This is a genomic window from Streptomyces sp. NPDC049627 (assembly GCF_044465645.1).
GTDB lineage: Bacteria > Actinomycetota > Actinomycetes > Streptomycetales > Streptomycetaceae > Streptomyces.
The window spans coordinates 189,679-214,688 of the sequence record NZ_JBITLW010000008.1; the positions used below are offsets into that span (position 1 = coordinate 189,679).

The window sequence follows — 25,010 nt, forward strand, 5'->3', positions numbered from 1 at the left end:
CCCAGGGTGAGCACCAAGCCGACCACCACAGACCTCGAGTGGACCGAGTTGGACCAGCGGGCCGTCGACACCGCCCGCGTCCTGGCCGCCGATGCCGTACAGAAGGTCGGCAACGGCCATCCGGGTACGGCGATGAGCCTGGCGCCTGCCGCGTACACCCTCTTCCAGAAGGTGATGCGGCACGACCCGGCGGACGCCGACTGGGTCGGGCGCGACCGCTTCGTGCTGTCCGCCGGCCATTCGTCCCTGACCCTCTACACCCAGCTGTACCTGGCCGGCTTCGGCCTGGAGCTGGACGACCTGAAGGCGTTCCGGACGTGGGGTTCGAAGACCCCCGGTCACCCGGAGTACGGCCACACGGTCGGCGTCGAGACGACGACCGGCCCGCTGGGTCAGGGTGTCGCCAACGCCGTCGGCATGGCGATGGCCGCCCGCTTCGAGCGCGGTCTGTTCGACCCGGAGGCCCCCGAGGGCACCTCCCCCTTCGACCACTACATCTACTGCATCGCCGGTGACGGCTGCCTCCAGGAGGGCATCTCCGCCGAGGCCTCCTCGCTGGCCGGCCACCAGAAGCTCGGCAACCTGATCCTGCTGTGGGACGACAACCACATCTCGATCGAGGGCGACACCGAGACGGCCGTCTCCGAGGACACTGCTGCGCGCTACGAGGCGTACGGCTGGCATGTGCAGCGTGTCGAGCCGCAGGAGAACGGCGACCTCGACCCGGCCGCCATCTACGACGCGATCCAGAAGGCCAAGGCGGTCACGGACAAGCCGTCCTTCATCGCGATGCGCTCGATCATCGCCTGGCCCGCCCCGAACGCGCAGAACACCGAGGCCGCCCACGGCTCGGCGCTCGGCGACGAGGAGGTCGCGGCCACCAAGCGCGTCCTCGGCTTCGACCCGGAGCAGTCCTTCGAGGTCTCCGACGAGGTCATCGGCCACACCCGCAAGGCGCTGGAGCGCGGCCGCCAGGCCAAGGCCGAGTGGGAGAAGCAGCTTCAGGAGTGGCGCAACAGTAACCCGGAGCGCGCCGCCGAGTTCGACCGCATCAGCAAGGGCGAGCTGCCCACCGGCTGGGAGGAGAAGGTCCCGGTCTTCGAGCCCGGCAAGGGTGTCGCGACGCGTGCCGCGTCCGGCAAGGTCCTGCAGGCGCTCGGCGCGGTCGTCCCGGAGCTGTGGGGCGGCTCGGCCGACCTGGCCGGCTCCAACAACACGACGATCGACAAGACCAGCTCCTTCCTCCCCGCGGACAACCCGCTCCCGGAGGCGCAGCCGTACGGCCGCACGATCCACTTCGGCATCCGCGAGCACTCCATGGCCGCGGAGATGAACGGCATCGCGCTGCACGGCAACACCCGCATCTACGGCGGCACCTTCCTGGTGTTCTCCGACTACATGCGCAACGCCGTTCGTCTGTCGGCGCTGATGCACCTGCCGGTGACGTACGTGTGGACGCACGACTCCATCGGCCTCGGCGAGGACGGCCCGACGCACCAGCCGATCGAACACCTGGCCTCGCTGCGCGCGATCCCCGGGCTGAACATCGTCCGCCCGGCCGACGCCAACGAGACCGCGATCGCCTGGCGCGAGATCCTCAAGCGCTACACCAAGGAGTTCGGCAAGGGCGCCCCGCACGGTCTGGCGCTGACCCGTCAGGGCGTGCCGACGTACGAGCCCAACGAGGACGCCGCGAAGGGCGGTTACGTCCTGTTCGAGGCCGAAGGGTCCGAAGGACAGAGCGCAGCGCCGCAGGTCGTCCTGATCGCGACCGGTTCCGAGGTGCACGTCGCCGTCGAGGCGCGCGAGCAGCTCCAGGCCGACGGCGTGCCGACGCGGGTCGTGTCGATGCCGTCCGTGGAGTGGTTCGAGGAGCAGGACCAGGGGTACCGGGACAGCGTCCTGCCGCCGTCCGTCAAGGCCCGTGTCGCGGTGGAGGCCGGAGTGGGTCTCACCTGGCACAAGTACGTCGGGGACGCGGGTCGCATCGTTTCCCTGGAGCACTTCGGTGCGTCGGCCGACGGCAAGGTCCTTTTCCGGGAGTACGGCTTCACTGCCGAGAACGTGGCTGCCGTCGCGCGGGAATCCCTCGCCGCGGCCCAGCGCTGACGCTCATATACGAGACGTAGGAGTTTGATTTTCCATGACAGACGCACTGAAGCGCCTCTCCGAGGAAGGCGTCGCGATCTGGCTGGACGACCTGTCGCGCCAGCGCATCACGTCCGGCAACCTCTCCGAGCTGATCGACCAGCAGCATGTCGTCGGTGTCACCACCAACCCGACGATCTTCCAGAAGGCGATCAGCAGCGGTGACGGCTACGACCAGCAGCTCGCCGACCTCGCCGCCCGCAAGGTGACGGTCGAAGAGGCGATCCGCATGATCACCACGGCGGACGTCCGGGACGCCGCCGACATCCTGCGCCCGGTCTTCGACGCCACCGGCGGCCAGGACGGCCGGGTCTCCATCGAGGTCGACCCGCGCCTCGCGCACAACACCCGCGCGACCGTCGCCGAGGCCAAGCAGCTCGCCTGGCTGGTCGACCGTCCGAACACGCTGATCAAGATCCCGGCGACCAAGGCGGGCCTGCCGGCGATCACCGAGACGATCGGCAACGGCATCAGCGTCAACGTCACGCTGATCTTCTCGCTGGACCGCTACCGCGAGGTCATGGACGCCTACCTGGCCGGCCTGGAGAAGGCCAAGGCCAAGGGCCTGGACCTGTCCAAGATCCACTCAGTGGCCTCCTTCTTCGTGTCCCGTGTGGACACCGAGATCGACAAGCGGATCGACGCGCTGGGCACCGACGAGGCCAAGGCCGCGCGCGGCAAGGCGGGCGTGGCCAACGCGCGCCTCGCCTACCAGGCGTACGAGGAGGTCTTCTCCTCCGACCGCTGGTCGAAGCTGGAGAACGCGGGCGCCAACAAGCAGCGTCCGCTGTGGGCCTCGACCGGCGTGAAGGACCCGGCGTACAAGCCGACCCTGTACGTCGACGAGCTGGTGGCGCCCAACACGGTCAACACCATGCCCGAGGCCACCCTCCAGGCCACGGAGGAGAAGGGCGAGATCACCGGCAACACGATCTCCGGCACCTACGAGCAGGCCCGTGCCGAGCTGGACGCCGTCGAGAAGCTCGGCATCTCCTACGACGACGTGGTCCAGCTGCTGGAGGACGAGGGCGTCGAGAAGTTCGAGGCGTCCTGGAACGACCTGCTGAAGTCGACCGAGGCGGTACTCGAGCGCCTCGCCCCCTCGGAGGGCTGATCCCTTGCCACCCTTCACCGTCACGGAAGCGAACCCGCTTCGTGACGCCGCCGACCGACGGCTCCCGCGTATCGCGGGGCCGTCGGGCCTGGTGATCTTCGGCGTTACGGGCGATTTGTCACGTAAAAAGCTGATGCCCGCCGTGTACGACCTCGCCAACCGGGGCCTGTTGCCGCCGGGCTTCTCTCTGGTCGGCTTCGCCCGCCGCGAGTGGGCCAACGAGGACTTCGCGCAGGAGGTGCACGACGCGGTCAAGGAGCACGCCCGCACCCCGTTCCGCGAGGAGGTCTGGCACCAGCTCATCCAGGGCATGCGCTTCGTGCAGGGCACCTTCGACGACGACGACGCCTTCGAGCGGCTGCGCGGCACCATCGAGGAGCTGGACAAGGCACAGGGCACGGGCGGCAACTTCGCCTTCTACCTGTCCGTGCCGCCGCGCTCCTTCCCGGTGGTCATCCAGCAGCTGAAGAAGCACGGGCTGGCCGACCAGACGGGCGGCTCCTGGCGGCGCGCGGTGATCGAGAAGCCGTTCGGTCACGACCTGGCCTCGGCCGAGGAGCTCAACAAGGTCGTCCACGAGGTCTTCGCCCCGGACCAGGTCTTCCGTATCGACCACTACCTGGGCAAGGAGACCGTCCAGAACATCCTGGCGCTGCGCTTCGCCAACACGATGTTCGAGCCGATCTGGAACCGGTCCTTCGTGGACCATGTGCAGATCACCATGGCCGAGGACATCGGCATCGGCGGCCGCGCCGGCTACTACGACGGCATCGGCGCCGCCCGTGACGTCATCCAGAACCACCTGCTCCAGCTGATGGCCCTGACGGCCATGGAGGAGCCCGCCTCCTTCGACGCGGACGCGCTGGCCGCCGAGAAGACCAAGGTGCTCGGTGCCGTACGACTGCCGAAGGACCTGGGGCGGGACACGGTGTTCGGGCAGTACGCGGCCGGCTGGCAGGGCGGCGAGAAGGCGGTCGGGTACCTCCAGGAGGAGGGCATCGACCCCAAGTCGAAGACCGACACCTACGCCGCGATCAAGCTGGGGATCGACAACCGCCGCTGGGCGGGGGTCCCCTTCTATCTGCGCACCGGCAAGCGGCTCGGCCGCCGGGTCACCGAGATCGCGGTCGTCTTCCAGCGGGCGCCGCACTCCCCCTTCGACACGACGGCCACCGAGGAACTCGGCCAGAACGCGATCGTGATCCGCGTCCAGCCCGACGAGGGCGTCACGGTCCGCTTCGGCTCGAAGGTCCCCGGCACGTCGATGGAGATCCGGGACGTGTCGATGGACTTCGCCTACGGCGAGTCCTTCACCGAGACCAGCCCCGAGGCGTACGAGCGTCTGATCCTGGACGTCCTGCTCGGCGACGCCAACCTCTTCCCGCGCACCGAGGAGGTCGAGCTGTCCTGGAAGATCCTCGACCCGATCGAGGAGTACTGGGACAAGCACGGCAGGCCGGCCCAGTACCCGGCCGGTACGTGGGGCCCCGTCGAGGCGGACGAAATGCTCGAGCGAGACGGACGGAGCTGGCGCCGGCCATGAAGATAGACCTCACGGACACCACCGCCAGCAAGATCAACAAGGCGCTGGTGCAGGGCCGCCGGGCCATCGGCACGCCGGCCGTCGGCATGGTGCTCACGCTGGTCATCGTGACGGACGAGGAGAACGCCTACGACGCCCTGAAGGCCGCGAACGACGCCTCGCACGAGCACCCCTCGCGCACGCTGGTGGTCATCAAGCGCGTCTCGCGCTCGCCCCGCGACCGTACGCAGTCCCGGCTGGACGCCGAGGTGCGGGTGGGCGCGGACGCGGGCACGGGCGAGACGGTGGTCCTGCGCCTGTACGGCGAGGTGTCCGAGCACGCGCAGTCGGTGGTCCTTCCGTTGCTGCTGCCGGACGCCCCGGTCGTGGTCTGGTGGCCGGTGAACGCGCCGCTCGACCCGGCGAGCGACCCGCTGGGCGCGCTGGCCCAGCGCCGGGTGACGGACACCTACGCCTCGGAGCAGCCGGTGCGGGAGCTGTCGGCCCGCGCCGACGCCTACACGCCGGGCGACACCGACCTGTCCTGGACCCGGATCACGCCGTGGCGGTCGATGCTGGCGGCGGCTCTGGACCAGGTGGTCTGCGAGGTGCGGGCCGTCGAGGTGGAGGGCGAGGAGTTCAACCCGAGCTGTGAGCTGCTGGCGATGTGGCTCGCGGACCGGCTGGACGTCCCCGTGAAGCGGTCGCTGTCGTCGGGCCCCGGTCTGACGGCGGTCCGCATGGCCACCGACTGCGGGCCGATCGTGCTCGACCGTGCGGACGGCTCCCTGGCGACCCTCTCGATCCAGGGCCAGCCGAACCGTGCGGTGGCGCTGAAGCGGCGCGAGACGGCCGAGCTGATCGCGGAGGAACTGCGGCGGCTCGACCCGGACGACACGTATGCCTCGGCGCTGCGGTTCGGGGTGGAGCGGCTGAGCTCCGTGCCGGTTCCGGCGGTTCCTGCGGTTCAGGGTGCCGAGGCCGCCGTGGCGAAGGCCGCGCAGGCCGTGGCCCTGGCCGAGGCCGCCGTGGCCAAGGCCGGGGAGAAGCCGGCCGCGGAGGAGTCGTCGGCCGCGGAGGAGTCATCAGCCGCGGAGGAGTCGTCAGCTGCGGAGGAGTCGGCGGCCAAAGGAGCGGCTCCGGCAAAAGGAGCAGCGGTCGAGACTCCCGTCGAAGCCGCTGCGAAAGCACCCGCGAAGGAAGCGGCGGCGTCGGAACCGGTGAAGAAGGCGGCGGCGAAGTGAGTACGGCACCGCAGCTCGTCGTGCATCACGACAAGGAGCTGATGGCCCAGGCCGCGGCGGCCCGGCTGATCACGAAGATCGTGGACGCGCAGGCCTCCCGGGGCTCGGCGTCCGTGGTCCTCACCGGCGGCCGCAACGGCAACGGCCTGCTGGCCGCGCTGGCGGCCGCTCCCGCCCGGGACGCGATCGACTGGGGTCGGCTGGACCTCTGGTGGGGCGACGAGCGCTTCCTGCCCGAGGGCGACCCGGAGCGCAATGTCACGCAGGCGCGCGAGGCGCTGCTGGACGCGGTGCCGCTGGACCCGAAGCGGGTGCACGCCATGCCGGCGTCGGACGGCCCCCTCGGCACGGACGCGGATGCGGCGGCGGCCGCGTACGCGGAGGAACTGGCGAGGGCGGCGGGTCCGGAGAACCATGGCTCGGTCCCGACGTTCGACGTCCTGATGCTGGGCGTGGGACCGGACACCCACGTGGCGTCGCTGTTCCCGGAGCACCCGGCGCTCTACGAGACGGAACGCACGGTCGTCGGCGTGCACGGCGCCCCCAAGCCGCCGCCGACCCGTGTCACTCTCACCCTGCCGGCCATCCGGTCGGCGCGTGAAGTGTGGCTCCTGGCGGCCGGTGAGGACAAGGCGCAGGCCGCGGCGATCGCCCTGTCGGGTGCGGGCGAGATCCAGGCGCCGGCGGCGGGAGCGTACGGCCGTTCGCGGACCCTGTGGCTCCTGGACTCGGCGGCGGCGTCCCAGCTGCCGAGGTCGCTGTATCCACCAGCGTCTCCGTGAACGCCTTTCGGGCCCTCGCTTCTCAGTGAAGCGAGGGCCCGAAACGTAGGGGCACTTACCGGCGCTACTTCACCGAGCCCGCCATCACCCCCTGCACGAAGTGCCGCTGGAACGCGAAGAACACGACCACCGGCACCACCAGCGACACGAACGCCCCCGGCGCCAGCACATCGATGTTGCTGCCGAACTGCCGTATCTGCGACTGGAGTTCCACGGTCAGCGGCTGCGAGGCACTGTCGGCGAAGAGCAGCGCCACCAGCATGTCGTTCCACACCCACAGGAACTGGAAGATGGCCAGTGAGGCGATCGCGGGCCGCCCCACCGGAAGCACCAGCCGCGTGAAGATCCGCCACTCGCTGCCCCCGTCCATCCGCGCCGCCTCCAGCATCTCCTTCGGCATCTCGGCGAAGTAGTTCCGCAGCAGGAACACGGCGAACGGCAGCCCGTACGCCACATGGAAGAGGACGACGCCGGGAATCGTGCCGAACAGCCCCAGCTGGCCGAAGAGTTTGGCGACCGGGAGAAGACCGATCTGCACGGGGACCACCAGCAGCGCCACCACGACCAGGAAGATCGCCTCCCGCCCGGGGAAGTCCAGCCACGCGAAGGCGTACCCGGCGAGCGCCGCGATGACCACCACGAGCAAGGTCGCCGGCACGGAGATCAGCACGGTGTTCCAGAAGGCCTGGGTGATCCCGGCGTTTCCCAGCAGCGCCGAGTAGTTGTCGAAGGACAGCTGGCCGGGGCTGGCGAACACCGTCCACCAGCCGCCGTTCGCCGTGTCCTCGGCGGACCGCAGGGACGACAGGAACAGCCCGGCCAGCGGTGTCAGCCACACCAGACCGATCACGACGAGAAAGGCCTGCACCAGCCCGTTGCCCAGGCCGCGCCTGACCGTGTTCATGGCCGCGTTCATCGCTGACTCCCTCGGAAACGGCGGACGTTGAAGACCATGGCGGGGATGACCAGCAGCAGAAGCAGTACGCCGAGCGCGCTGCCCAGGCCCTGGTTGTTGCCGCCGCCGAACGACACCAGCCACATCTGTGTGGCGAGCACGGTCGCGTCCTCCTGCACCGGACCGGGCGCGATGATGTAGACGAGGTCGAAGACCTTCATCACGTTGATGACGAGGGTGACGAACACGACCGTGAGCACGGGCGCCAGCAACGGCACCGTGATCCGCCTGAAGATCTGCCACTCGTTCGCGCCGTCCATCCGCGCCGCCTCCAGCGCGTCCCGGGGAAGGGTGGAAAGGCCCGCGCCGATCAGGACCATGGCGAAGCCCGTCCAGATCCACAGGTACGCCCCGATGATCGCCGGCGTGACGAGCGTGGGTCCGAGCCAGGAGATGCCCTCGTAGGGCGCGGCGAAGTTGGAGGCCGGCAGCTTCACCGTGTACGACCCGTCGTCCAGCCCTTCGAAGCGGAAGGAACCGTCGGCCGCGGTGGTCGTCGAGGCGACCGTCTCCCCGGCCCGCACCGCCTCGACCTTCATCTCCGGCAGCCCGCTCTCCCGCCGGTCGACCCTGCCCTGTTCCCCTCCCCCACCGGGGGTGAAGTCGAGGTACACGACCCCGCGCAGCTCACCGGGGCTCGCCTTGCGCTCCGCCGCCGCGTACGCCGGCCGAGCGTCCCCGGGCAGGTCGGCGGGCAGCACCCCGACCAGGCCCAGCGTCACGGCCTCGCCGGGAGACGCGGTCGCGTTCGTGCGGTACGAGCCGTCCGCCCCCTTCGTCATCCCCTGCCCGTCGCGTGCCCGGGCCGTCGGATACGTCGACGTGCCCTGGAAGGCGTCGTGCACGGAGACCGCGGCGGCGTTCAGGACGCCCTTGTCGGGGTCCTCGTCGTACGCGAGCCGGAAGATGATGCCGGCCGCGAGGAAGGACACCGCCATCGGCATGAACAGCAGCAGCTTGAAGGCGGTCGCCCAGCGGACCTTCTCCACCAGCACGGCCAGGATCAGGCCGAGGCCGGTGAGCAGGGCCGGGGCCACGACGACCCAGATCGTGGTGTTGCGGATGGCCTTGAGGGTGGCCGGGTCGCGGAACATCTCGGCGTAGTTCTCGCCGCCCACGAAACGGGTGCCGGAGGCGTCGAAGAAGCTGCGCCCGACGGAGAAGAGGACGGGGTAGACGACCAGGGCGCCCAGCAGGAGCAGCGCGGGGAAGACGAAGAGCAGGGCGATGATCCGCCCGCGCCGCCGGGTGCGCCGGCCCCGCGCCTTGCCGGCGCCCGCGGAGGGCGCCGGGCTCGTCTCTTTCACGAGGGTTGCGGTCATGACCGGTCAGCCCTGGCCCTGGTACGCCTTGGCCGCCGCGGCCTCCAGTTCGGCCGCGGTCCCCTTCGGGTCCGACGGGTCGCGCAGGAAGTCCTGCAGCAGCTTCCACTCGCCCGCGCCCTTGGTGCCGCCGAACGCCGCCGGGGCCTGGTCGGACATGTCGAAGCGGACCGCATCCGAATCCCCGGCCGCCACAAGGGACTTGGCCGTTGCACGGGTGACGTCGTCGCCGTACGAGGCGAGGTCGACGTTCTTGTTCGGGGACAGGAATCCGCCCGCCTCGGCCCATACGGCCGCGGCCTCCGGCGTCGCCAGGTACTCCAGGAGCGCCATGCCCGCCTTCTGGTTCTTGCCGTCCTTCAGGACGACGGCCGCGTCACCACCGCTGACCACCGGCGCCTCGCCACCGCCGACCGCCGGGAACGGGAAGAAGTTCGCGTCCTCGCCGATCGCCTTGCCGAACTGGTCCTTGGCGACACCCGCGACGAAGTCGCCCTCGTAGACCATGCCGGCCTCGGGCTTGGGCCCGAACACCTTCTCCACCGAGCCCGGGAAGTCGGTGTTGAGGGCCCCCTTCTGGCCACCCGCGATCAGCTGCTTGTCCTTGAACAGCTTGCCGAGCGTGGTGAGCGCCTCGACCACGGAGGCGTCGGTCCACTTCAGCTTGTGCGCGGCGAGGGCGTCGTACTTCTCGGGTCCGGCCTGGGAGAGGTAGACGTTCTCGAACCAGTCGGTCAGCGTCCAGCCGTCCTGCCCGGCGACCGAGAAGGCGGCGAGGCCCGAGTCGGAGACGGTCTGTCCGGCCTTGAGCATCTCGTCGTACGTCTTCGGGGCCTCGACTCCCGCCTGCGTGAGGGCGTCGGGGCTGTACCAGACGGTCGACTTGTGGGCGGCCTTGAAGTAGAGGCCGTAGAGGGTGCCGTCGACGCTGCCGTAGTTCTTCCATACGGGTGCGAAGTTGGTGTCCACGGACTTCCGGGCCGTACCGGACAGCGGCTTGAGCCAGCCCTTCTTCGCGAACTGCTGGAGCACGCCGACCTGCGGGACCATCACCACGTCGGGGGCGTTGCCGCCCTCGATCTTGCTGCCGACGACGGTGGAGACGTTGTCGCCCGTGGACACGAACTCGGTTTTGGCGCCGGTCTTCTCGGTGAACGCGTCCAGCACCTTCTGGAAGTTCTTCTGCTCGGTGCCGGTCCAGACACCGGCCACGGTGATCGTCTGGCCGCTGAGCGCCTTGTCGCCGCCGCCCGCGGAGACCGGTCCGCCGCCGCAGGCGGTCGCGCCGAGCGCCAGGACGAGGGCGGTGCAGCCGGTGAGCAGGGTGGTACGTCGTCGCATCATCATCGATGTCCCTTCGGGGATGGGGAAACTGACGGGAAATCAGGCGGGCATCAGGCGGTGGCGGACTCGGTCCCGTCGCTCATCCACCAGGCCGCCGTGGAGCCGGGCAGGACGCCGGCCGGGCAGGGGCCGCTCGACAGCAGCGGGGTACCGGAGACGGGCGCCGGCGTGGGCGCCGTACCGAAGTTGACGGCGCAGACGAGGCCGTCGCCGCGGACGAAGGCCAGGACGCCGGGCGGGCTGTCCAGCCAGCGCAGGGTGCCCTCGCCCAACTGGGGGAGCTGGGCGCGCAGTTGGAGGCCGTCTCGGTACAGGTGCCAGAAGGAGCGGGTGTCGGCCAGGGCGCGGTCGGTGGCGTACTCGGCGAAGTAGTCCGGCTGCGGCAGCCAGGGCTTGGCGCTCTCCACGCCGGAGGTGAAGCCGAACGGGGACGCCTGTCCCGACCAGGGCAGCGGCACCCGGCAGCCGTCGCGGATGCGGGCGCGGCTGCCGGTGCGGCGGAAGATCGGGTCGGTGAGCACGTCGTCGGGCAGGTCGACGACCTCGGGCAGGCCCAGCTCCTCGCCCTGGTAGATGTACGCCGCTCCCGGCAGCGCCAGCATCAGCAGCGCGGCGGCGCGGGCGCGGGCGGGGCCGAGGCCGCTGCCCTCGGGGGTGGGTTCGCCGTAGCGGGTGACGGTGCGGACCTGGTCGTGGTTGTTGAGGACCCAGGTGACCGTGGAGCCCGTGCCGGCGATGTCCTGCATCGCCTCGGAGATGACCTTGCGGAAGGCGTCGGCCTCCCAGGGGGCGCTGAGCAGGTCGAAGAAGAAGGCCTGGTGCAGTTCGTCGGAGCGGACGTACAGGGCGTGCTCGCGCGCGGTCGGGACGGACACCTCGCCGACCAGGAGCCGCTCGCGGCCGTCGCGGGCGGTGTACTCCTCGCATATGGAACGCCACTGGCGCCACACCTCGTGCACCTCGGGCTGGTTCCAGGCGAGCGGGTTGACCGAGTCGCGGGTGCGGGCGTCGGCCTCGGGGTCGTTCGAGTCGGGCAGCTCCGGGTGCTTGAACAGTCCGGCGGCGACGTCGATGCGGAAGCCGTCGATGCCGCGGTCCAGCCAGAAGCGCAGGATGCGGTCGAACTCGGCGCCGATCTCGGGGTTGCGCCAGTTCCAGTCGGGCTGCTCGGACGCGAACATGTGCAGGTACCACTGGCCGGGCCGCCCGTCCGCCTCGGTCACCCGGCTCCAGGCCGGGCCGCCGAACATGGAGTGCCAGTTGTTGGGCGGCTCGGCCCCGTCGGCGCCGCTGCCGTCGGCGAAGTGGAAGCGGGCACGGGCCGCGCTGCCGGGCTCGGCGGCCAGCGCCTGCGCGAACCACGGGTGCTCGCTGGAGCAGTGGTTCGGGACGATGTCCAGCAGCACCTTGATGCCCAGCCGCCGGGCCGCCGCCACCAGCAGATCGAACTCGGCGAGGTCGCCGAAGAGCGGGTCGACACCGCAGTAGTCGGCCACGTCGTAGCCGTGGTCGTGCTGCGGCGAGGGATAGAAGGGGCTCAGCCAGATCCCGTCGACCCCGAGCTTCTTCAGATACGGCAGTCCGGCCCGGACCCCGGCCAAGTCACCGACGCCGTCGCCGGTGCTGTCCAGAAAGCTGCGGACATACACCTGGTAGATCACCGCGTCGCGCCACCAGTGGTACTTACTCAACATGCATGCATGTTAGGTAGGCGTAGCGCAGGGGTGTCAATGAAAGAAACAAAGGATACTGGCGAGTTCGGGAGCCAAATACGGACTTACCGGGGCATCAGGGTGCTAGATGAGACGCTGCCGTTACTTAACAAGTAACTAGCGACTGGAGACGGGTGCCAGCTCGCGCGCCAGCCGTCGCACCGCCGCCTCGGGCGTGTCCCGCCCGGTCAGCGCGTCGTGCACGATCGCCTGCACCACCAGACTCACCTGGTCGTAGCGCGGGCTCTTGGGGCGCGGCTGGGCCGTGCGTACGCTCTCGCGCAGGGTCGGCAGGTACGGGAACGCCCGCACCAGCTCCGGATCCCGGTACAGGTCGGCCCGGACGGGCGGCAGTGCGCCGCGCGTGAGAACCTGGCGCTGGACGCGCTCGCTGGTCAGGTACGCGATCAGGCGGGCGGCCGAGTCGGGGTGCCGGGCGTGGGCGCCGACGGCCAGATTGGAGCCGCCGAGGACACTCTTGCCCGGCCCGTGCGGACCCGGCAGCGGTACGGCGCCGATCTTCCCGGCGACCGGCGAGTCCTTGGCCGACGCGAGGGCGTAGGCGTACGGCCAGTTGCGCAGGAACAGCAGGCGCCCGTCCCGGAAGGCCTGCTTGGACTCCTCCTCCTTGTACGTCAGCGCCTGCCTCGGGATCCAGCCCTCCCGCACGCCCCGCGCGAGGAAGCCGATGCCCTCGCGGGCCGCCTTCGAGTTCACGGTGACGCGCTCGCCCTCGTCACCGAGGATCGAGCCGCCCGCCGAGTAGACGGCTTCGGCGGCGTTGACGGTGAGCCCTTCGTACGGCAGGAACTGGCCGGCGTAGCCGTCCAGCCCGTACTTCGGGGCGATCGCCTTGGCGTCCCGCTCCAGTTCGGCCCAGGTGCGCGGCGGGTCGACGCCCTCCTTGGCCAGGATGTCCTTGCGGTACAGCAGCAGGCCGGCGTTGGTGACGTACGGGACGGCATAGAGCCGGTCGTCGTAGGTCGCCGTGTCGACGACCGGCTTCAGGAAGCTGTCGAGGGGGAAGCGGTCGCGGGGCAGCGGCCGGATCCATCCCGCCGCGGCGAACTCCGAGGTCCAGCTGACGTCGATGTTGAGGACGTCGAAGCGGCCGCCGTCGCCGTCGCGCAGGTCGGTGATCATCTGCGCGCGGGTCTCGTCGGCGGAGTCCGGCAGCTCGACGAGGGTGACTTCCTCGCCGGGGTGGGTGCGGTTCCAGCCGTCCAGGACGGAGCCGAGATAGCCGGTGAGGTCTCCGGCGGTGGCGAGGGTGAGGGGGCCGCGACCACTCGCCGCGGGTTCGTCGGCCCGTGCGCCGGAGGTGACGTAGCCGGTCATGACCACGACCAGGACGAGAAGGCCCCTACCGGCGGCGTGTATCCACCGCATAGGTTCCTCCTTGCACACCGGCCACGGGCACCTTCGCCCGCCGTCCAGGGGCCATGTATACCTGTTAGGTATGCGCGATACTAGGCCTCGCGGCACATTACCCAGGATGCGAGGAGGAGAGCACGAGTGCGGCTGCCCCTCCTGGCTCTGCTGGCGCGCGGACCGGCCCACGGGTACGAGCTCAAGCAGGACCTTGAGCAGATGCTGGGCTCCGCGTACCCTCAGCCGAACGTCGGCCAGATTTATGTGACCCTCGGCCGCCTCGAGAAGCAGGGACTGATCGAGGGCGAGGACGTCGAGCAGTCCAGCCGGCCCAACAAAAAGGTCTACCACCTCACCGATGCCGGGCGTGAGGCGCTGCGCGCCTGGTTCGAGGAGCCCGAGGACGAGCCGCGGGTACGGGACGAGTTCTTCATGAAGCTGGCTCTCGCCCCGCAGACCGGTCTCGCCGACCAGATCGCCCTCATCAACAAACAGCGGCGCCAGTACCTGAACACCATGCGTCAACTGTCGAAGCTCGCCGCCGCCGAGGACCGGGACAACCGCATCGCCCATCTGCTGATAGAGGGCGCGATGCTGCATCTGCAGGCCGACCTCGACTGGTTGGAGCGGTGCCAGGAAGAGCTGGAGGAGCTGGAGTGAACGACGATTCCACTCCTGTGCCGGGCGCCGACGGTGCTGTGGTGCCCGAGGAAGGTCCCGGGTCGCGCGCCGAGAGCCCGGTGCTGCGCGCCGAGGGCCTGGTCAAGACGCATTACGGCGAGGGCGCTCCGGCACATGCCGTGCGCGGGGTCGATCTGTCCGTGCGGCGGGGCGAGTTCGTGGCGATCACCGGTCCGTCCGGGGCCGGTAAGTCGACCTTGCTGCATCTGCTGGGCGGGTTGCAGCGGCCCGACGGCGGCGGCATCTGGCTGGACGGCGAGTGCGCGGACGCGTGGAGCGAGGCCCGCTGGGCGGTGGAGCGCAGGAAGCGCATCGGCATCGTCTTCCAGTTCTTCAACCTGGTCTCCGACCTGTCCGTCGCCGACAACGTCGAGCTGCCCGCCCTGCTGGCCGGCGTCGCGCCGAAGCGGGCCCGCGCCGAGCGGGCGGAGCTGCTCGGCGAGCTGGGCCTCGCGGGCAAGGAGCGGAGCATGCCGGGCGAGCTGTCCGGCGGCGAGCAGCAGCGGGTCGCGCTGGCCCGCGCCCTGGTCAACCGTCCGCCGCTGCTGCTGGCCGACGAGCCCGCGGGCAGCCTGGACAGCAAGGGCACCCGTGAGGTGATGCGGCTGCTGTCCCGCTTCCACCAGCGCGGCCAGACGATCGTGCTGGTCACCCATGACGCCCGGCTGGCGAGCGCCGCGGACCGGGTGATCAGCTTCTTCGACGGCCGGATCGCGGACGACGCGGAGCTCGACGGCGGCACGCCGCCGCGCCGCTCCGGGATATCCGGTGTGCTGGAGCTCAAGGACTGAGATGCGGGTGGACGTACCGGTGGACATACGGGTGGACGTACGCGTGTACGCCCCCTGCCCGGCATACGGGCCGAGGGGCTGAGGCCCGTGCGAGCCACCCTGCGCTGGGCGCACTCCGATCTGCGCACGCACCGCGGCGAGGCGCTGTTCCTCGTGCTGGCCACGGCCGGGATCGTCGTGTCGCTGCTGCTGGCCACGGCACTCTTCGGCTACGCCACCAACCCCTGGCAGCGCGTCTTCACCCAGGCCAACGGCGCGCACGTGTGGCTGCACACCAGCTACTCGGCCGACACCGGCAAACTGACCTCGCTGAACGCCGTCGAGTCCGTCGCAGGCCCCTACCCCACCGCCACGACCACCCTCGCCTCCCGCGGCACCCGCGCCTCCGTCGAACTGCGCGGCACGCCCGAGCGCCCCTCCGTCGACCGCCCGCTCCTCACCTCCGGCCACTGGCTGGACCCCGCGAAACCGGACGGCGTCGTCCTGGAGAGCCGCCTGGCCCGCGCGCTCCTGGCCGCCCCCGGCGACATCCTCACCCTGCCCGGCACCGGCCGGACCCTGACCGTCCTCGGCATCGCCGACAGCGCCGAGCCGCGCTACCGGCCCGGCGAGCAGCCGGGGCTCGTCTGGGCGCCGCCGTCCGCCGTACGCAACCCGGGCGGCCAGGTGATCGGCCTGCGCCTGACGGAGCCGGACGACACCGACTACGCCGTCCAGCGCGCCGTCACCGAGCTGGGCGCCGGTGCGGTCCACGAGGTCTCCACCTGGAAGCAGGCGCGTGCCGAGGCGCAGGGCGACAACCGGCTGCTCGGGCAGGTGCTGGGGCTGTTCGGGCTGGGCGCGCTGGTCGCCGCCGGGCTTGCCGTGCACGGGGCGATCGGCACCCGTATCCGCGGCCATCTGCGGGACATCTCCGTGCTGAAGGCAATCGGTTTCACGCCGGGACAGGTGGTGCGCGTCTTCCTGCTCCAGCACCTCGCCTACGCGCTGCTGGGCGCCGTGGCCGCCGCCTCCCTCATCCAGGGCCTGGGCAGCCGGATCCCCGGACGGCTCGGGGACGCGGTCGGGGTGTGGCAGGGCCTGCCCGGGCACACCGTGGCGCTGTTCGCGGTGCCGGTGGGCGCGGTGCTGTTCATCGGCGCGACCACCGGGCTCGCGGCGTGGCGGGCGGGGCGGGTACCTCCGGTGCCGGTGTCGCGGCCCGCGACGCCGATGGGCGGGGGCCTGTCCGCTGTGACGAGCCGTGCCCTCGCGGCACGATCCACGACGGCACCGCCGAGCGGCGAGGGCTTGCCCGGCGTGAGAGGCCGGGCCCCCGGGTCACAGCCCGCGACGGTGTCGCCGGGCAAGAGCCGGTCCGGCGTGACCAGCCGAAGTCCCGCACCCCAGCCCACGGCGGCTCCCCCGGGGGGACGTCTGGCGAGCGCGGCGCGGCGCGTCCTGGGACTGCGGCCGGCGGCCCCCTCGGTCGGGCGGCTGTCCGGTCTGTCCCGCCGTGCCCTCGGGCTGGGGCTGCCGCCCGCTCTGGTGCTGGGCTGGCACCGGGCGTTCACGCGCCGTCTGCGGTCGCCGGCCACGGTCGCCCGGCTCGCGCTGCCGCTGCTGCTGATCGTGGTCGCGATGAGCGCATGGACCACCATCGACCGCTTCGACAGCAGGCCGGACCGGATCGGCCTGCCGACCGCCCTCACCGCCCGCGCCGACTCCGGCCTGGCCGACCCGGAGGCCCGCGCCCTGCTGGAACGCGATCCGCAGATCGCCGCCGCCTACCCGGGCGTCGAGGTGGCCGCGCTGGTCCCGGGCCAGACGGCCACGATCGCCCTGCGCGGCCTCGGCACCCACGCGGAGCCCTACCCGTACGCCCTCGCCGAGGGCCGTGCCGCTCGCGGCCGCGACGAGGCGGTGGCCGGCCAGGGACTGCTCGATCTGCTGGACGTGAAGGTCGGCGACTGGGTGCGGATGACCGTGGGCGACCAGCCGCAGATCCTGCACATCGTGGGCCGCAGCATCGAACCCCAGAACGCCGGCCGGGTCATCTCCACCTCCCTCGACACCCTCCGTGAGAACGACCCGGGCCTCGGCCCCACCCTCTACGAGCTGCGGCTCCGTCCGGACGCGGACCCGAACGCGGTCGCCGACCGCCTGGCCGACGCCGGACACGGACGCCTGGACGTCCACGCCGTACCGAACCCCGCCGAGGGGCTCTCACCCCTGCGCGGCGTGGTCGTGGGCCTGATCGCCGTCCTGGCCCTCATCGGGCTGATCGAACTGCTGACCGCGATCGGCGGCACGGTCCGCGAGGGCGAACGCGACCTGCTGGCCCTCAAGGCCATCGGCCTGTCCCCACGGCAGATCACCGCGATCACCGTCACGTCCACCGCCTGCACCGCCCTGGCCGCGGTCGTCATCGGCACGGCCCTGGGCACGCCCCTCGCGCACTGGCTGATCGACGCACAGGGCCGGTCGAGCGGCATCGGCGCCGGGATCGCCCAGGGCCCGTCCGCCGCGCTCCTGCTCCTGTTCGGCGCGGCGGCGGTCACGGGAGCGGCCGCCCTCGCCGCCGTCCCCGCCTCCCGCGCGGCACGCCGCCGCCTCGCGGACACCTTGAGCGCGGTCGCCTGAGGGTGGCTGCAGCGGCGCAGCCGCGGCAGCCAAGGGGCGCGGGGAACGGCGCGAGCAACCACGCACAACCCCGCAGCCGCCATCAAAGGGAAGGCACCGAGCTCATAGGCGCCCCGCCCAACCCCCGGAGGGACCCGTCACTGCCGTCCGCGCAGCTCCCGGTACTTGGCGACGAGCGCCTTCGTCGACGCGTCCAGCCCCGGCACCTCGGCGCCGTCGGTCAGCGCGGGCTCGACGCGCTTGGCGAGGACCTTGCCGAGCTCGACGCCCCACTGGTCGAAGGAGTCGATGTTCCACACCGCGCCCTGGACGAACACCTTGTGCTCGTACAGCGCGATCAGCTGCCCGAGCACCGACGGGGTCAGCTCGCGCGCGAGGATCGTGGTCGTCGGGTGGTTGCCCTTGAACGTCTTGTGGGTCACCAGCTCCTCCGGCACCCCCTCCGCGCGCACCTCCTCCGGCGTCTTGCCGAACGCCAGCGCCTGCGTCTGGGCGAAGAAGTTCGCCATCAACAGGTCGTGCTGTGCCTTGAGTTCGTCGCTCATCTCGGCGACCGGCTCGGCGAAGCCGATGAAGTCCGCCGGGATCACCTTGGTGCCCTGGTGGATCAACTGGTAGTACGCGTGCTGCCCGTTGGTGCCCGGCGTGCCCCACACCACCGGGCCGGTCTGCCAGTCGACCTCCTGCCCGTCCCGGCCGACGTACTTGCCGTTGGACTCCATGTCCAGCTGCTGCAGATACGCCGTGAACTTCGACAGGTAGTGGCTGTACGGCAGCACGGCGTGCGACTGGGCGTCGTGGAAGTTGCCGTACCAGATGCCCAACAGGCCGAGGAGCAGCGGCACGTTGGCCTCGGCGGGCGCGGTGCGGAAGTGCTCGTCGACGAGCCGGAAGCCGTCGAGCATCTCCCGGAAATGCTCCGGGCCGATGGCGATCATCAGCGACAGGCCGATCGCCGAGTCGTACGAGTACCGCCCGCCGACCCAGTCCCAGAACTCGAACATGTTCGCCGTGTCGATACCGAAGTCGGCGACCTTCTCGGCGTTCGTCGACAGGGCGACGAAGTGCTTGGCGACGGCCTCCTGACCCGCCTTCAGCTCGCCCAGCAACCAGTTGCGCGCGGAGGTGGCGTTGGTGATCGTCTCGATCGTCGTGAAGGTCTTGGACGCGATGATGAACAGCGTCTCGGCCGCGTCCAGGTCCCGGGTGGCCTCGTGCAGGTCGGCGCCGTCGACGTTCGACACGAAACGGACGGTGAGGTCGCGGTCGGTGAAGCTGCGCAGCACCTCGTACGCCATCGCCGGGCCGAGGTCGGAGCCGCCGATACCGATGTTGACGACGTTCCTGATGCGCTTGCCGGTGTGGCCGGTCCAGGCGCCGGACCGGACCCGCTCGGCGAAGTCGGCCATCTTGTCGAGGACGGCGTGCACACCCGGGACGACGTTCTCCCCGTCGACCTCGATCACCGCGTCGCGCGGCGCGCGCAGCGCGGTGTGCAGCACGGCGCGGTCCTCGGTGGTGTTGATCTTCTCGCCGCGGAACATGGCGTCCCGCAACCCGAACACGTCCGTGGCGGCGGCCAGCTCGCGCAGCAGCCGCAGCGTCTCGTCGGTGACGAGGTGCTTGGAGTAGTCGATGTGCAGGTCGCCGACCTGCAGCGTGTACCCCGCACCGCGCCCCGGGTCGGCGGCGAACAGCTCCCGCAGCTGTACCTCGCCCAGCTCCTCGCGGTGCTTGGCCAGCGCGGTCCACTCGGGCGTCCGGTTCAGCCTGGTACGGCCGTCTGCGTTCATGTCCGACTTCAGCCTTCTTTCGTGCCTGTCCCAGCTGTTCCAACCTAATTGATCAGCGCGGCGCGTGAGCCGTCGTGGCGTCGTCGTCCGGCGCAACAACAGGTACGTCCGGCTTGCGCGCCGGTATCAACGCGGTGACGGACAGGACGAAGAAGGCGGCGGCGAGCAGCGCGGGGCTGTTGAGCCCCCAGACGGTGGCCACGGCTCCGCCGAGCAGCGCCCCCAGGGGTGCCCCGGCAACCGCGAGCGTACGGAAGGCCGAGCTGACCCGCCCGAGCATCTCGGCCGGGCTTCGCTGCTGCATCAGCGTCGTCGTGTTGACGTTCCACACCATGCCCATGAATCCGAAGACGGCCATGGCGGCCACAAGGGCGGCCAGACTGCGCACCGAGCCCATCACGATGAGCGCGCCGATCTGCACGGTCCCGGCGAGCAGCACCGCGCGCATGCGTCCCACTTGGGCGACGAGCCGGCTGTTGACCGCTCCCCCGGCCAGGTTGCCGACGGTGTACGCCGTGGCCGCCGCCGCGTATCCCGCGGTGCCGGCGTCCAGCCAGCCGGTCACGAGCACCACAAGGGTGGCGATGAGGGCGCCCATGCCGATGTTGCACAGGGCCGTGGCCGCGCACAGGCCGCGCAGCGCTCCGTCGCGCCACAGGGTGCGCATTCCGTCCGCGATCTCCCGGCGCAGGGTGCTGCCCGCCGGTCTCGGCTTCCGCTCGGGCGAGGCGGTCCGCAGCGATGCCACCAGCGCGGCGGCGGCCAGGAAGGTCGCCGCGTCGGCCGCGAAGGGCACGGCCGCCCCGGCGGTCAGCAGCAGCGGCGCGGCGGGCGCACCCAGCAGGCCGCCCGCGATGCGCTGGCCGGTCATCAGGCGCGCGTTCGCGCTGCCGAGCGCGTCATGGTCCACCAGGGCGGGCAGCAGGGCCGTGGATGCGTTGTCGAAGAGTGTCTGCAGTGTGGTGAGCGTGACGGCCAGCGCGATCAGCAGGGCGATCGAGGCGTGACCGAGTGCGACAGCGGCCGCGAAAGCCGCGACGAGCAACCCTCGCACGGCATCCACCGTCCACATCGCGCGCCGCTGGTCCACCCGGTCGGCGATCGCGCCGCCGAGCAGACCGAAGACGATCCACGGCAGATAGCCGCAGGCGGTGACGGCGGCGATCAGCAGCGGCCGGTCCGTCAGCGTCACGGCGAGGAGCGGCAGGGCAGCCGTACGCAGGGAGTCACCGAAGCTGGAGAGCACGGCGGCACTCCACAGCCGTCCGAACCCCCCACGCCACGCGGGCGCACGCACGCCCACCGCTTCAGCCGTCGCCACCGATCCCCCTCACGGTCCGTCGATGCACACCCATCGATGAACAAACCGTAGAGGGCACCACTGACAATCGGTCCGCGAGCGGCTCAGGCGCCGGTGCGTCGAACAGGTCCGGCCCGGCACCCTCGGATGCCCGGCCGGTCCTCAACTTCTAGATTTCGCCTCGCAGTTTGGCGAGCGCCTCGGCGAGGATCGCCTCGCCGTCGGCGTCGCTGCGCCGTTCCCGTACATACGCCAGGTGCGTCTTGTAGGGCTCGGTGCGCGGCGGGTCCGGCGGGTTGTCCCGGTCCTGCCCGGCGGGAAAGCCGCAGCGCGGGCAGTCCCAGGTGTCGGGTACCTGCGCGTCGCTGGCGAAGCTCGGCTGCGTCTCGTGCCCGTTGGAGCACCAGAAGGAGATGCGCAGCCGCGGCGCGGACTCGCCGCGCTCGGCCTCGCCCATCGGCCCCGCCCCGACCCGGCTTCCTCGGATCGCGTTGCCACTTGCCACGGTCGTAACTCCCTGCGTGATGGTGCCGCGAAGCGAGTCGGCGTTTCGCTTCGCTGCGAGCGCCTCAGTCTACGTAAGGCCCAACGCGCGTCCAGTGATTGGAGTTACAGACCCCCCACACCTAGACGCAAGCCCCATGATAGGCCGCGCTCAGCTGCGCGTACCGAACATGGGGCCTTACGTGCGGAATGTGCGTGCCGGTCAGTTGTTCACCTTCACCAGGATGCCGAGCACGACAATGCACGCGAACCACAGCAGACCGACCACGATGGTGATCCGGTCGAGGTTGCGCTCGGCGACCGAAGAGCCGCCGACGGACGACTGCATACCGCCACCGAACATGTCGGAGAGGCCGCCGCCCTTCCCCTTGTGCATCAGCACCAGCAGCATCATCAGCAGGCTGAAGACGATCAGGGCGATGGAGAACCCCAGAACCACGGCTGGACCAACTTCCTCGGATTCGGATAACGACGGGGCCGAAGCCTTTTTGTGAAGCTTCACGCTTCGAATAACAGCTTCGGCCCCGCAAGGGTACGACGAATCGTCGTTACGGCCTACTCACTGGTCGCGGAACCGCACGATCTTGACGAACTCGTCGGCGTCCAGCGAGGCGCCGCCGACCAGGGCGCCGTCGATGTCGGCCTGCGCCATGATCTCGGCGACGTTGCCGGACTTCACGGAGCCGCCGTACTGGATGCGGACCTTGTCGGCCAGCTCCTGCGAGTACAGCTCGGCGACCTTGCCGCGGATGGCGGCGCAGACCTCCTGGGCGTCCTCGGCGCCGCAGACCTTGCCGGTGCCGATGGCCCAGACGGGCTCGTAGGCGATCACGACGGACTCGGCCTGCTCGGCCGGGAGGTCCTTCAGACCGCCCTCGACCTGGGCGAGCGTGTGCGGGACGGCGTTGCCGGCCTCGCGGACCTCCAGCTCCTCGCCGACGCACATGATCGGGGTGAGGCCGTGCTTGTAGGCGGCCTTGACCTTGGCGTTGACGATCTCGTCCGTCTCGGCGTGGTACTGGCGGCGCTCGGAGTGGCCGATCGCCACGTACGTGCACTTCAGCTTGGCCAGCATCGGGCCGGAGATCTCGCCGGTGTAGGCGCCGGAGTCGTGCGCCGAGATGTCCTGGGCGCCGTACTTGATCCGGAGCTTGTCGCCGTCGACCAGGGTCTGCACGGAGCGCAGGTCGGTGAAGGGCGGCAGGACGGCGACCTCGACGGCCTCGTAGTCCTTGTCCGCGAGGGCGAAGGCGAGCTTCTGGACGTGGGCGATGGCCTCGAGGTGGTTGAGGTTCATCTTCCAGTTACCCGCCATCAGCGGCGTGCGCGTGCTCATTGAGGTCAGTCCTCCAGTGCGGCGAGGCCGGGGAGCGTCTTGCCCTCGAGGTATTCGAGGGAGGCGCCGCCGCCGGTCGAGATGTGGCCGAATGCGTTCTCGTCGAAGCCCAGGGTGCGTACGGCCGCGGCGGAGTCGCCGCCGCCGACCACGGTGAAGCCCTTGGAGTCGACGAGCGCCTGGGCGACCGCCTTGGTGCCCTCGGCGTAGTCGGGGTGTTCGAAGACGCCCATGGGGCCGTTCCAGAAGACGGTGGCGGCGTCGGCGAGCTTCGAGGCGTACAGCGTGCGGGTCTGAGGACCGATGTCCAGACCCTCCTGGTCGGCCGGGATGGCGTCCGCGGCGACGGTCGTGGGGTTGGCCGGGGCCTTGGTCTTCAGGTCCGGGAACTCGGTGGAGACGAGGACGTCGACCGGCAGGACGATCTCGACGCCGTTCTTCTCGGCGCGCTCCATGTACTCGGTGACGGCCGGGACCTGGTCCTCCTGGAGGAGGGAGATGCCGACCTCGTAGCCCTTGGCCTTGAGGAAGGTGTAGGCCATGCCGCCGCCGATGAGGAGGCGGTCGGCCTTGCCGAGCAGCTGGTCGATGACGGCGAGCTTGTCGGAGACCTTGGCACCGCCGAGCGCGACGACGTACGGCCGCTGGACGTCCTCGGTGAGCTTCTTGAGGACAGCGACCTCGTTCGCGATGAGGTAGCCCGCGTAGTGCGGCAGCTTGGCCGGCAGGTCGTACACGGACGCGTGCTTGCGGTGGACCGCGCCGAAGCCGTCACCGACGTACACGTCGGCGAGGGCGGCCAGCTGGTCGGCGAAGGCGCCGCGCTCGGCGTCGTCCTTGCTCGTCTCACCGGCGTTGAAGCGCAGGTTCTCGACGACCGCGACCCGGCCGTCGGCGAGACCGGCGACCGTGGCCCGGGCGGAGTCGCCGACCGTGTCGGTCGCGAACGCCACGTCGGCGACGAGGAGTTCACCGAGGCGGGCGGCGGCGGGAGCGAGGGAGAAGGCCGGGTCCGGAGCGCCCTTGGGGCGGCCCAGGTGCGAGGCGACGACGACCCGGGCGCCCGCCTCGGCCAGTGCCTTGACGGTGGGCAGCACGGCGCGGATACGGCCGTCGTCGGTGATCGTGGTGCCGTCCAGCGGCACGTTCAGGTCGGCGCGGACGAACACCCGCTTGCCGGCGACGCCTTCGGAGAGAAGTTCGTCGATCGTCTTCATGAAGGGGACTCCTGAGGAGGCTCGTGATCGCTCGGAAACGCTCGTGATCCAACAGGTCGGATCTGCACGTGAGTCAGGGCTCGGGCGACGCGTCCCTGCGCCGCCCGAGCCCTGACTCACATCAAGGTGCCTGCTCTGGATATCAGAGCTGGTTGCCGACGAAGACCGTGAGGTCGACGAGGCGGTTGGAGTAGCCCCACTCGTTGTCGTACCAGCCGATGACCTTCACGTTCTTGCCCTCCTGGACCATGGTCAGGGAGGAGTCGAAAGTGCAGGACGCCGGGGCGTTGACGATGTCGGAGGAGACGATCGGGTCCTCGGTGTATTCGAGGATGCCCTTCAGCTCGCCCTCCGCTGCCTTCTGGAAGGCGGCGTTGATCTCTTCCTTGGTGACCTCGCGGCCGAGCTCCAGGACGAGGTCGGTGACCGAGCCGGTCGGGACCGGGACGCGCATCGCGATGCCGTCCAGCTTGCCCTTGAGCTGCGGGAGGACCAGCGCGGTGGCCTTGGCGGCACCCGTGGTGGTCGGGATGATGTTCTCGGCGGCGGCACGGGCGCGGCGCAGGTCCTTGTGCGGGAAGTCCAGGATGCGCTGGTCGTTGGTGTACGCGTGGACCGTCGTCATCAGGCCCTTGACGATGCCGAAGTTCTCGTCGAGGACCTTGGCCATCGGCGCCACACAGTTGGTGGTGCAGGAGGCGTTGGAGATGACGTGGTGGTTCGCCGGGTCGTACTTGTCGTTGTTGACGCCCATCACGATGGTGATGTCCTCGCCGGAGGCCGGAGCCGAGATGAGGACCTTCTTGGCGCCGCCGGCGATGTGCTTCTCGGCGTCGGCCTTCTTCGTGAAGATGCCGGTCGACTCGATGACGATGTCGACGCCCAGCTCGCCCCACGGGATGTCGGCGGGGTTGCGCTCGGACAGGACCTTGATGGTCTTGCCGTCGACCGTGATGGTGTCGGCGGTGTGGGAGACCTCCTGCTTGAGGCGGCCCAGAATCGTGTCGTACTTCAGCAGGTGAGCGGTGGTCGCAGTGTCACCCAGGTCGTTGACAGCCACGATCTCGATGTCAGCACCCTGCTCCAGCAGCGCGCGGAAGTAGTTGCGACCGATACGACCGAAGCCGTTGATGCCTACGCGGATCGTCACGAACCGATCTCCTCGTTGGTACGCCGGCCATGCGGTGCCGGCGAGCTCTGTTTGGGATGTCCCCGACCGCCTACGACCCTACCTCCCTGAGGCCGCCGTGGT

General features: G+C 70.4%; 20 protein-coding genes. 8 read left to right on the forward strand and 12 right to left on the reverse strand.

Going from position 1 to position 25,010, the window contains the following annotated elements:
• The first annotated feature begins 6 nt into the window (after nucleotides 1-6).
• Genes tkt through pgl form a run of 5 tightly spaced genes read left to right on the forward strand, consistent with a single transcriptional unit; the run spans nucleotide 7 to nucleotide 6,810 of the window.
• On the forward strand, nucleotides 7-2,109 hold the full coding sequence (gene tkt, locus ACIBU0_RS23000; protein WP_398821202.1) for a transketolase: 2,103 nt from the start codon (nucleotides 7-9) through the stop codon (nucleotides 2,107-2,109).
• A 34-nt stretch (nucleotides 2,110-2,143) separates the two neighbouring features.
• Nucleotides 2,144-3,262, forward strand: coding sequence for a transaldolase (gene tal / locus ACIBU0_RS23005; RefSeq protein ID WP_398821204.1), 1,119 nt, complete (start codon nucleotides 2,144-2,146; stop codon nucleotides 3,260-3,262).
• Nucleotides 3,263-3,266: 4 nt separating this feature from the next.
• The gene (zwf, locus tag ACIBU0_RS23010; protein ID WP_398821206.1) at nucleotides 3,267-4,805 is read left to right on the forward strand and encodes a glucose-6-phosphate dehydrogenase; all 1,539 of its coding nucleotides are present in this window, start codon (nucleotides 3,267-3,269) and stop codon (nucleotides 4,803-4,805) included.
• Nucleotides 4,802-6,028 (forward strand): glucose-6-phosphate dehydrogenase assembly protein OpcA, encoded by a 1,227-nt coding sequence (opcA, locus tag ACIBU0_RS23015; RefSeq protein WP_398821208.1) that lies wholly within the window; start codon nucleotides 4,802-4,804, stop codon nucleotides 6,026-6,028. The genes zwf and opcA overlap by 4 nt, the downstream gene beginning before the upstream one ends.
• Complete coding sequence (pgl, locus tag ACIBU0_RS23020; protein WP_398821210.1) at nucleotides 6,025-6,810, forward strand: 6-phosphogluconolactonase; 786 nt, start codon at nucleotides 6,025-6,027, stop codon at nucleotides 6,808-6,810. The genes opcA and pgl overlap by 4 nt, the downstream gene beginning before the upstream one ends.
• A 64-nt stretch (nucleotides 6,811-6,874) precedes the next feature.
• On the opposite strand, the gene ACIBU0_RS23025 is transcribed toward pgl, so the two are convergent.
• The 5 genes from ACIBU0_RS23025 to ACIBU0_RS23045 all read right to left on the reverse strand — a co-directional run bounded on the left by ACIBU0_RS23025 (nucleotide 6,875) and on the right by ACIBU0_RS23045 (nucleotide 13,532).
• Nucleotides 6,875-7,714 (reverse strand): carbohydrate ABC transporter permease, encoded by an 840-nt coding sequence (locus ACIBU0_RS23025; protein WP_398821741.1) that lies wholly within the window; start codon nucleotides 7,712-7,714, stop codon nucleotides 6,875-6,877.
• 8 nt (nucleotides 7,715-7,722) lie between these two features.
• Nucleotides 7,723-9,087 (reverse strand): ABC transporter permease subunit, encoded by a 1,365-nt coding sequence (locus ACIBU0_RS23030; RefSeq protein WP_398821212.1) that lies wholly within the window; start codon nucleotides 9,085-9,087, stop codon nucleotides 7,723-7,725.
• Between the two features lie 6 nt (nucleotides 9,088-9,093).
• Complete coding sequence (locus ACIBU0_RS23035; RefSeq protein WP_398821743.1) at nucleotides 9,094-10,431, reverse strand: ABC transporter substrate-binding protein; 1,338 nt, start codon at nucleotides 10,429-10,431, stop codon at nucleotides 9,094-9,096.
• A gap of 50 nt (nucleotides 10,432-10,481) precedes the next feature.
• Entirely contained in the window at nucleotides 10,482-12,125 is a 1,644-nt protein-coding gene (locus ACIBU0_RS23040; RefSeq protein WP_398821214.1) for a glycoside hydrolase family 13 protein, read from the reverse strand.
• Between the two features lie 135 nt (nucleotides 12,126-12,260).
• A complete protein-coding gene (locus tag ACIBU0_RS23045; RefSeq protein WP_398821216.1) occupies nucleotides 12,261-13,532 on the reverse strand; it encodes an ABC transporter substrate-binding protein in 1,272 nt (423 codons plus the stop codon).
• Between the two features lie 126 nt (nucleotides 13,533-13,658).
• Here ACIBU0_RS23045 and ACIBU0_RS23050 point away from each other — a divergent pair, with 126 nt between their 5' ends.
• From ACIBU0_RS23050 to ACIBU0_RS23060, 3 genes are all read left to right on the forward strand, one after another.
• On the forward strand, nucleotides 13,659-14,174 hold the full coding sequence (locus tag ACIBU0_RS23050) for a PadR family transcriptional regulator (protein ID WP_398821218.1): 516 nt from the start codon (nucleotides 13,659-13,661) through the stop codon (nucleotides 14,172-14,174).
• A 17-nt stretch (nucleotides 14,175-14,191) separates the two neighbouring features.
• On the forward strand, nucleotides 14,192-14,986 hold the full coding sequence (locus tag ACIBU0_RS23055; protein WP_398821745.1) for an ABC transporter ATP-binding protein: 795 nt from the start codon (nucleotides 14,192-14,194) through the stop codon (nucleotides 14,984-14,986).
• A gap of 87 nt (nucleotides 14,987-15,073) precedes the next feature.
• Nucleotides 15,074-17,608 (forward strand): FtsX-like permease family protein, encoded by a 2,535-nt coding sequence (locus ACIBU0_RS23060; RefSeq protein ID WP_398821220.1) that lies wholly within the window; start codon nucleotides 15,074-15,076, stop codon nucleotides 17,606-17,608.
• 137 nt (nucleotides 17,609-17,745) lie between these two features.
• On the opposite strand, the gene pgi is transcribed toward ACIBU0_RS23060, so the two are convergent.
• From pgi to gap, 7 genes are all read right to left on the reverse strand, one after another.
• Nucleotides 17,746-19,401, reverse strand: a complete 1,656-nt coding sequence (gene pgi, locus ACIBU0_RS23065) for a glucose-6-phosphate isomerase (RefSeq protein WP_398821222.1) — start codon at nucleotides 19,399-19,401, stop codon at nucleotides 17,746-17,748.
• A gap of 52 nt (nucleotides 19,402-19,453) precedes the next feature.
• Entirely contained in the window at nucleotides 19,454-20,722 is a 1,269-nt protein-coding gene (locus tag ACIBU0_RS23070) for an MFS transporter (protein ID WP_398821224.1), read from the reverse strand.
• A 148-nt stretch (nucleotides 20,723-20,870) separates the two neighbouring features.
• Nucleotides 20,871-21,206, reverse strand: coding sequence for an RNA polymerase-binding protein RbpA (locus ACIBU0_RS23075; RefSeq protein ID WP_003957010.1), 336 nt, complete (start codon nucleotides 21,204-21,206; stop codon nucleotides 20,871-20,873).
• 201 nt (nucleotides 21,207-21,407) lie between these two features.
• Nucleotides 21,408-21,644 (reverse strand): preprotein translocase subunit SecG, encoded by a 237-nt coding sequence (gene secG, locus ACIBU0_RS23080; RefSeq protein ID WP_398821226.1) that lies wholly within the window; start codon nucleotides 21,642-21,644, stop codon nucleotides 21,408-21,410.
• A gap of 120 nt (nucleotides 21,645-21,764) precedes the next feature.
• Nucleotides 21,765-22,541 carry a triose-phosphate isomerase gene (gene tpiA, locus ACIBU0_RS23085; RefSeq protein ID WP_398821228.1) on the reverse strand — a complete coding sequence of 259 codons (777 nt, stop codon included), beginning with the start codon at nucleotides 22,539-22,541 and terminating at the stop codon, nucleotides 21,765-21,767.
• 5 nt (nucleotides 22,542-22,546) lie between these two features.
• Complete coding sequence (locus ACIBU0_RS23090) at nucleotides 22,547-23,758, reverse strand: phosphoglycerate kinase (protein ID WP_398821230.1); 1,212 nt, start codon at nucleotides 23,756-23,758, stop codon at nucleotides 22,547-22,549.
• A 142-nt stretch (nucleotides 23,759-23,900) separates the two neighbouring features.
• Nucleotides 23,901-24,908: a type I glyceraldehyde-3-phosphate dehydrogenase gene (gene gap / locus ACIBU0_RS23095; RefSeq protein WP_398821232.1), complete on the reverse strand. Its 1,008-nt coding sequence runs from the start codon at nucleotides 24,906-24,908 to the stop codon at nucleotides 23,901-23,903.
• Between the last annotated feature and the right edge of the window lie 102 nt (nucleotides 24,909-25,010).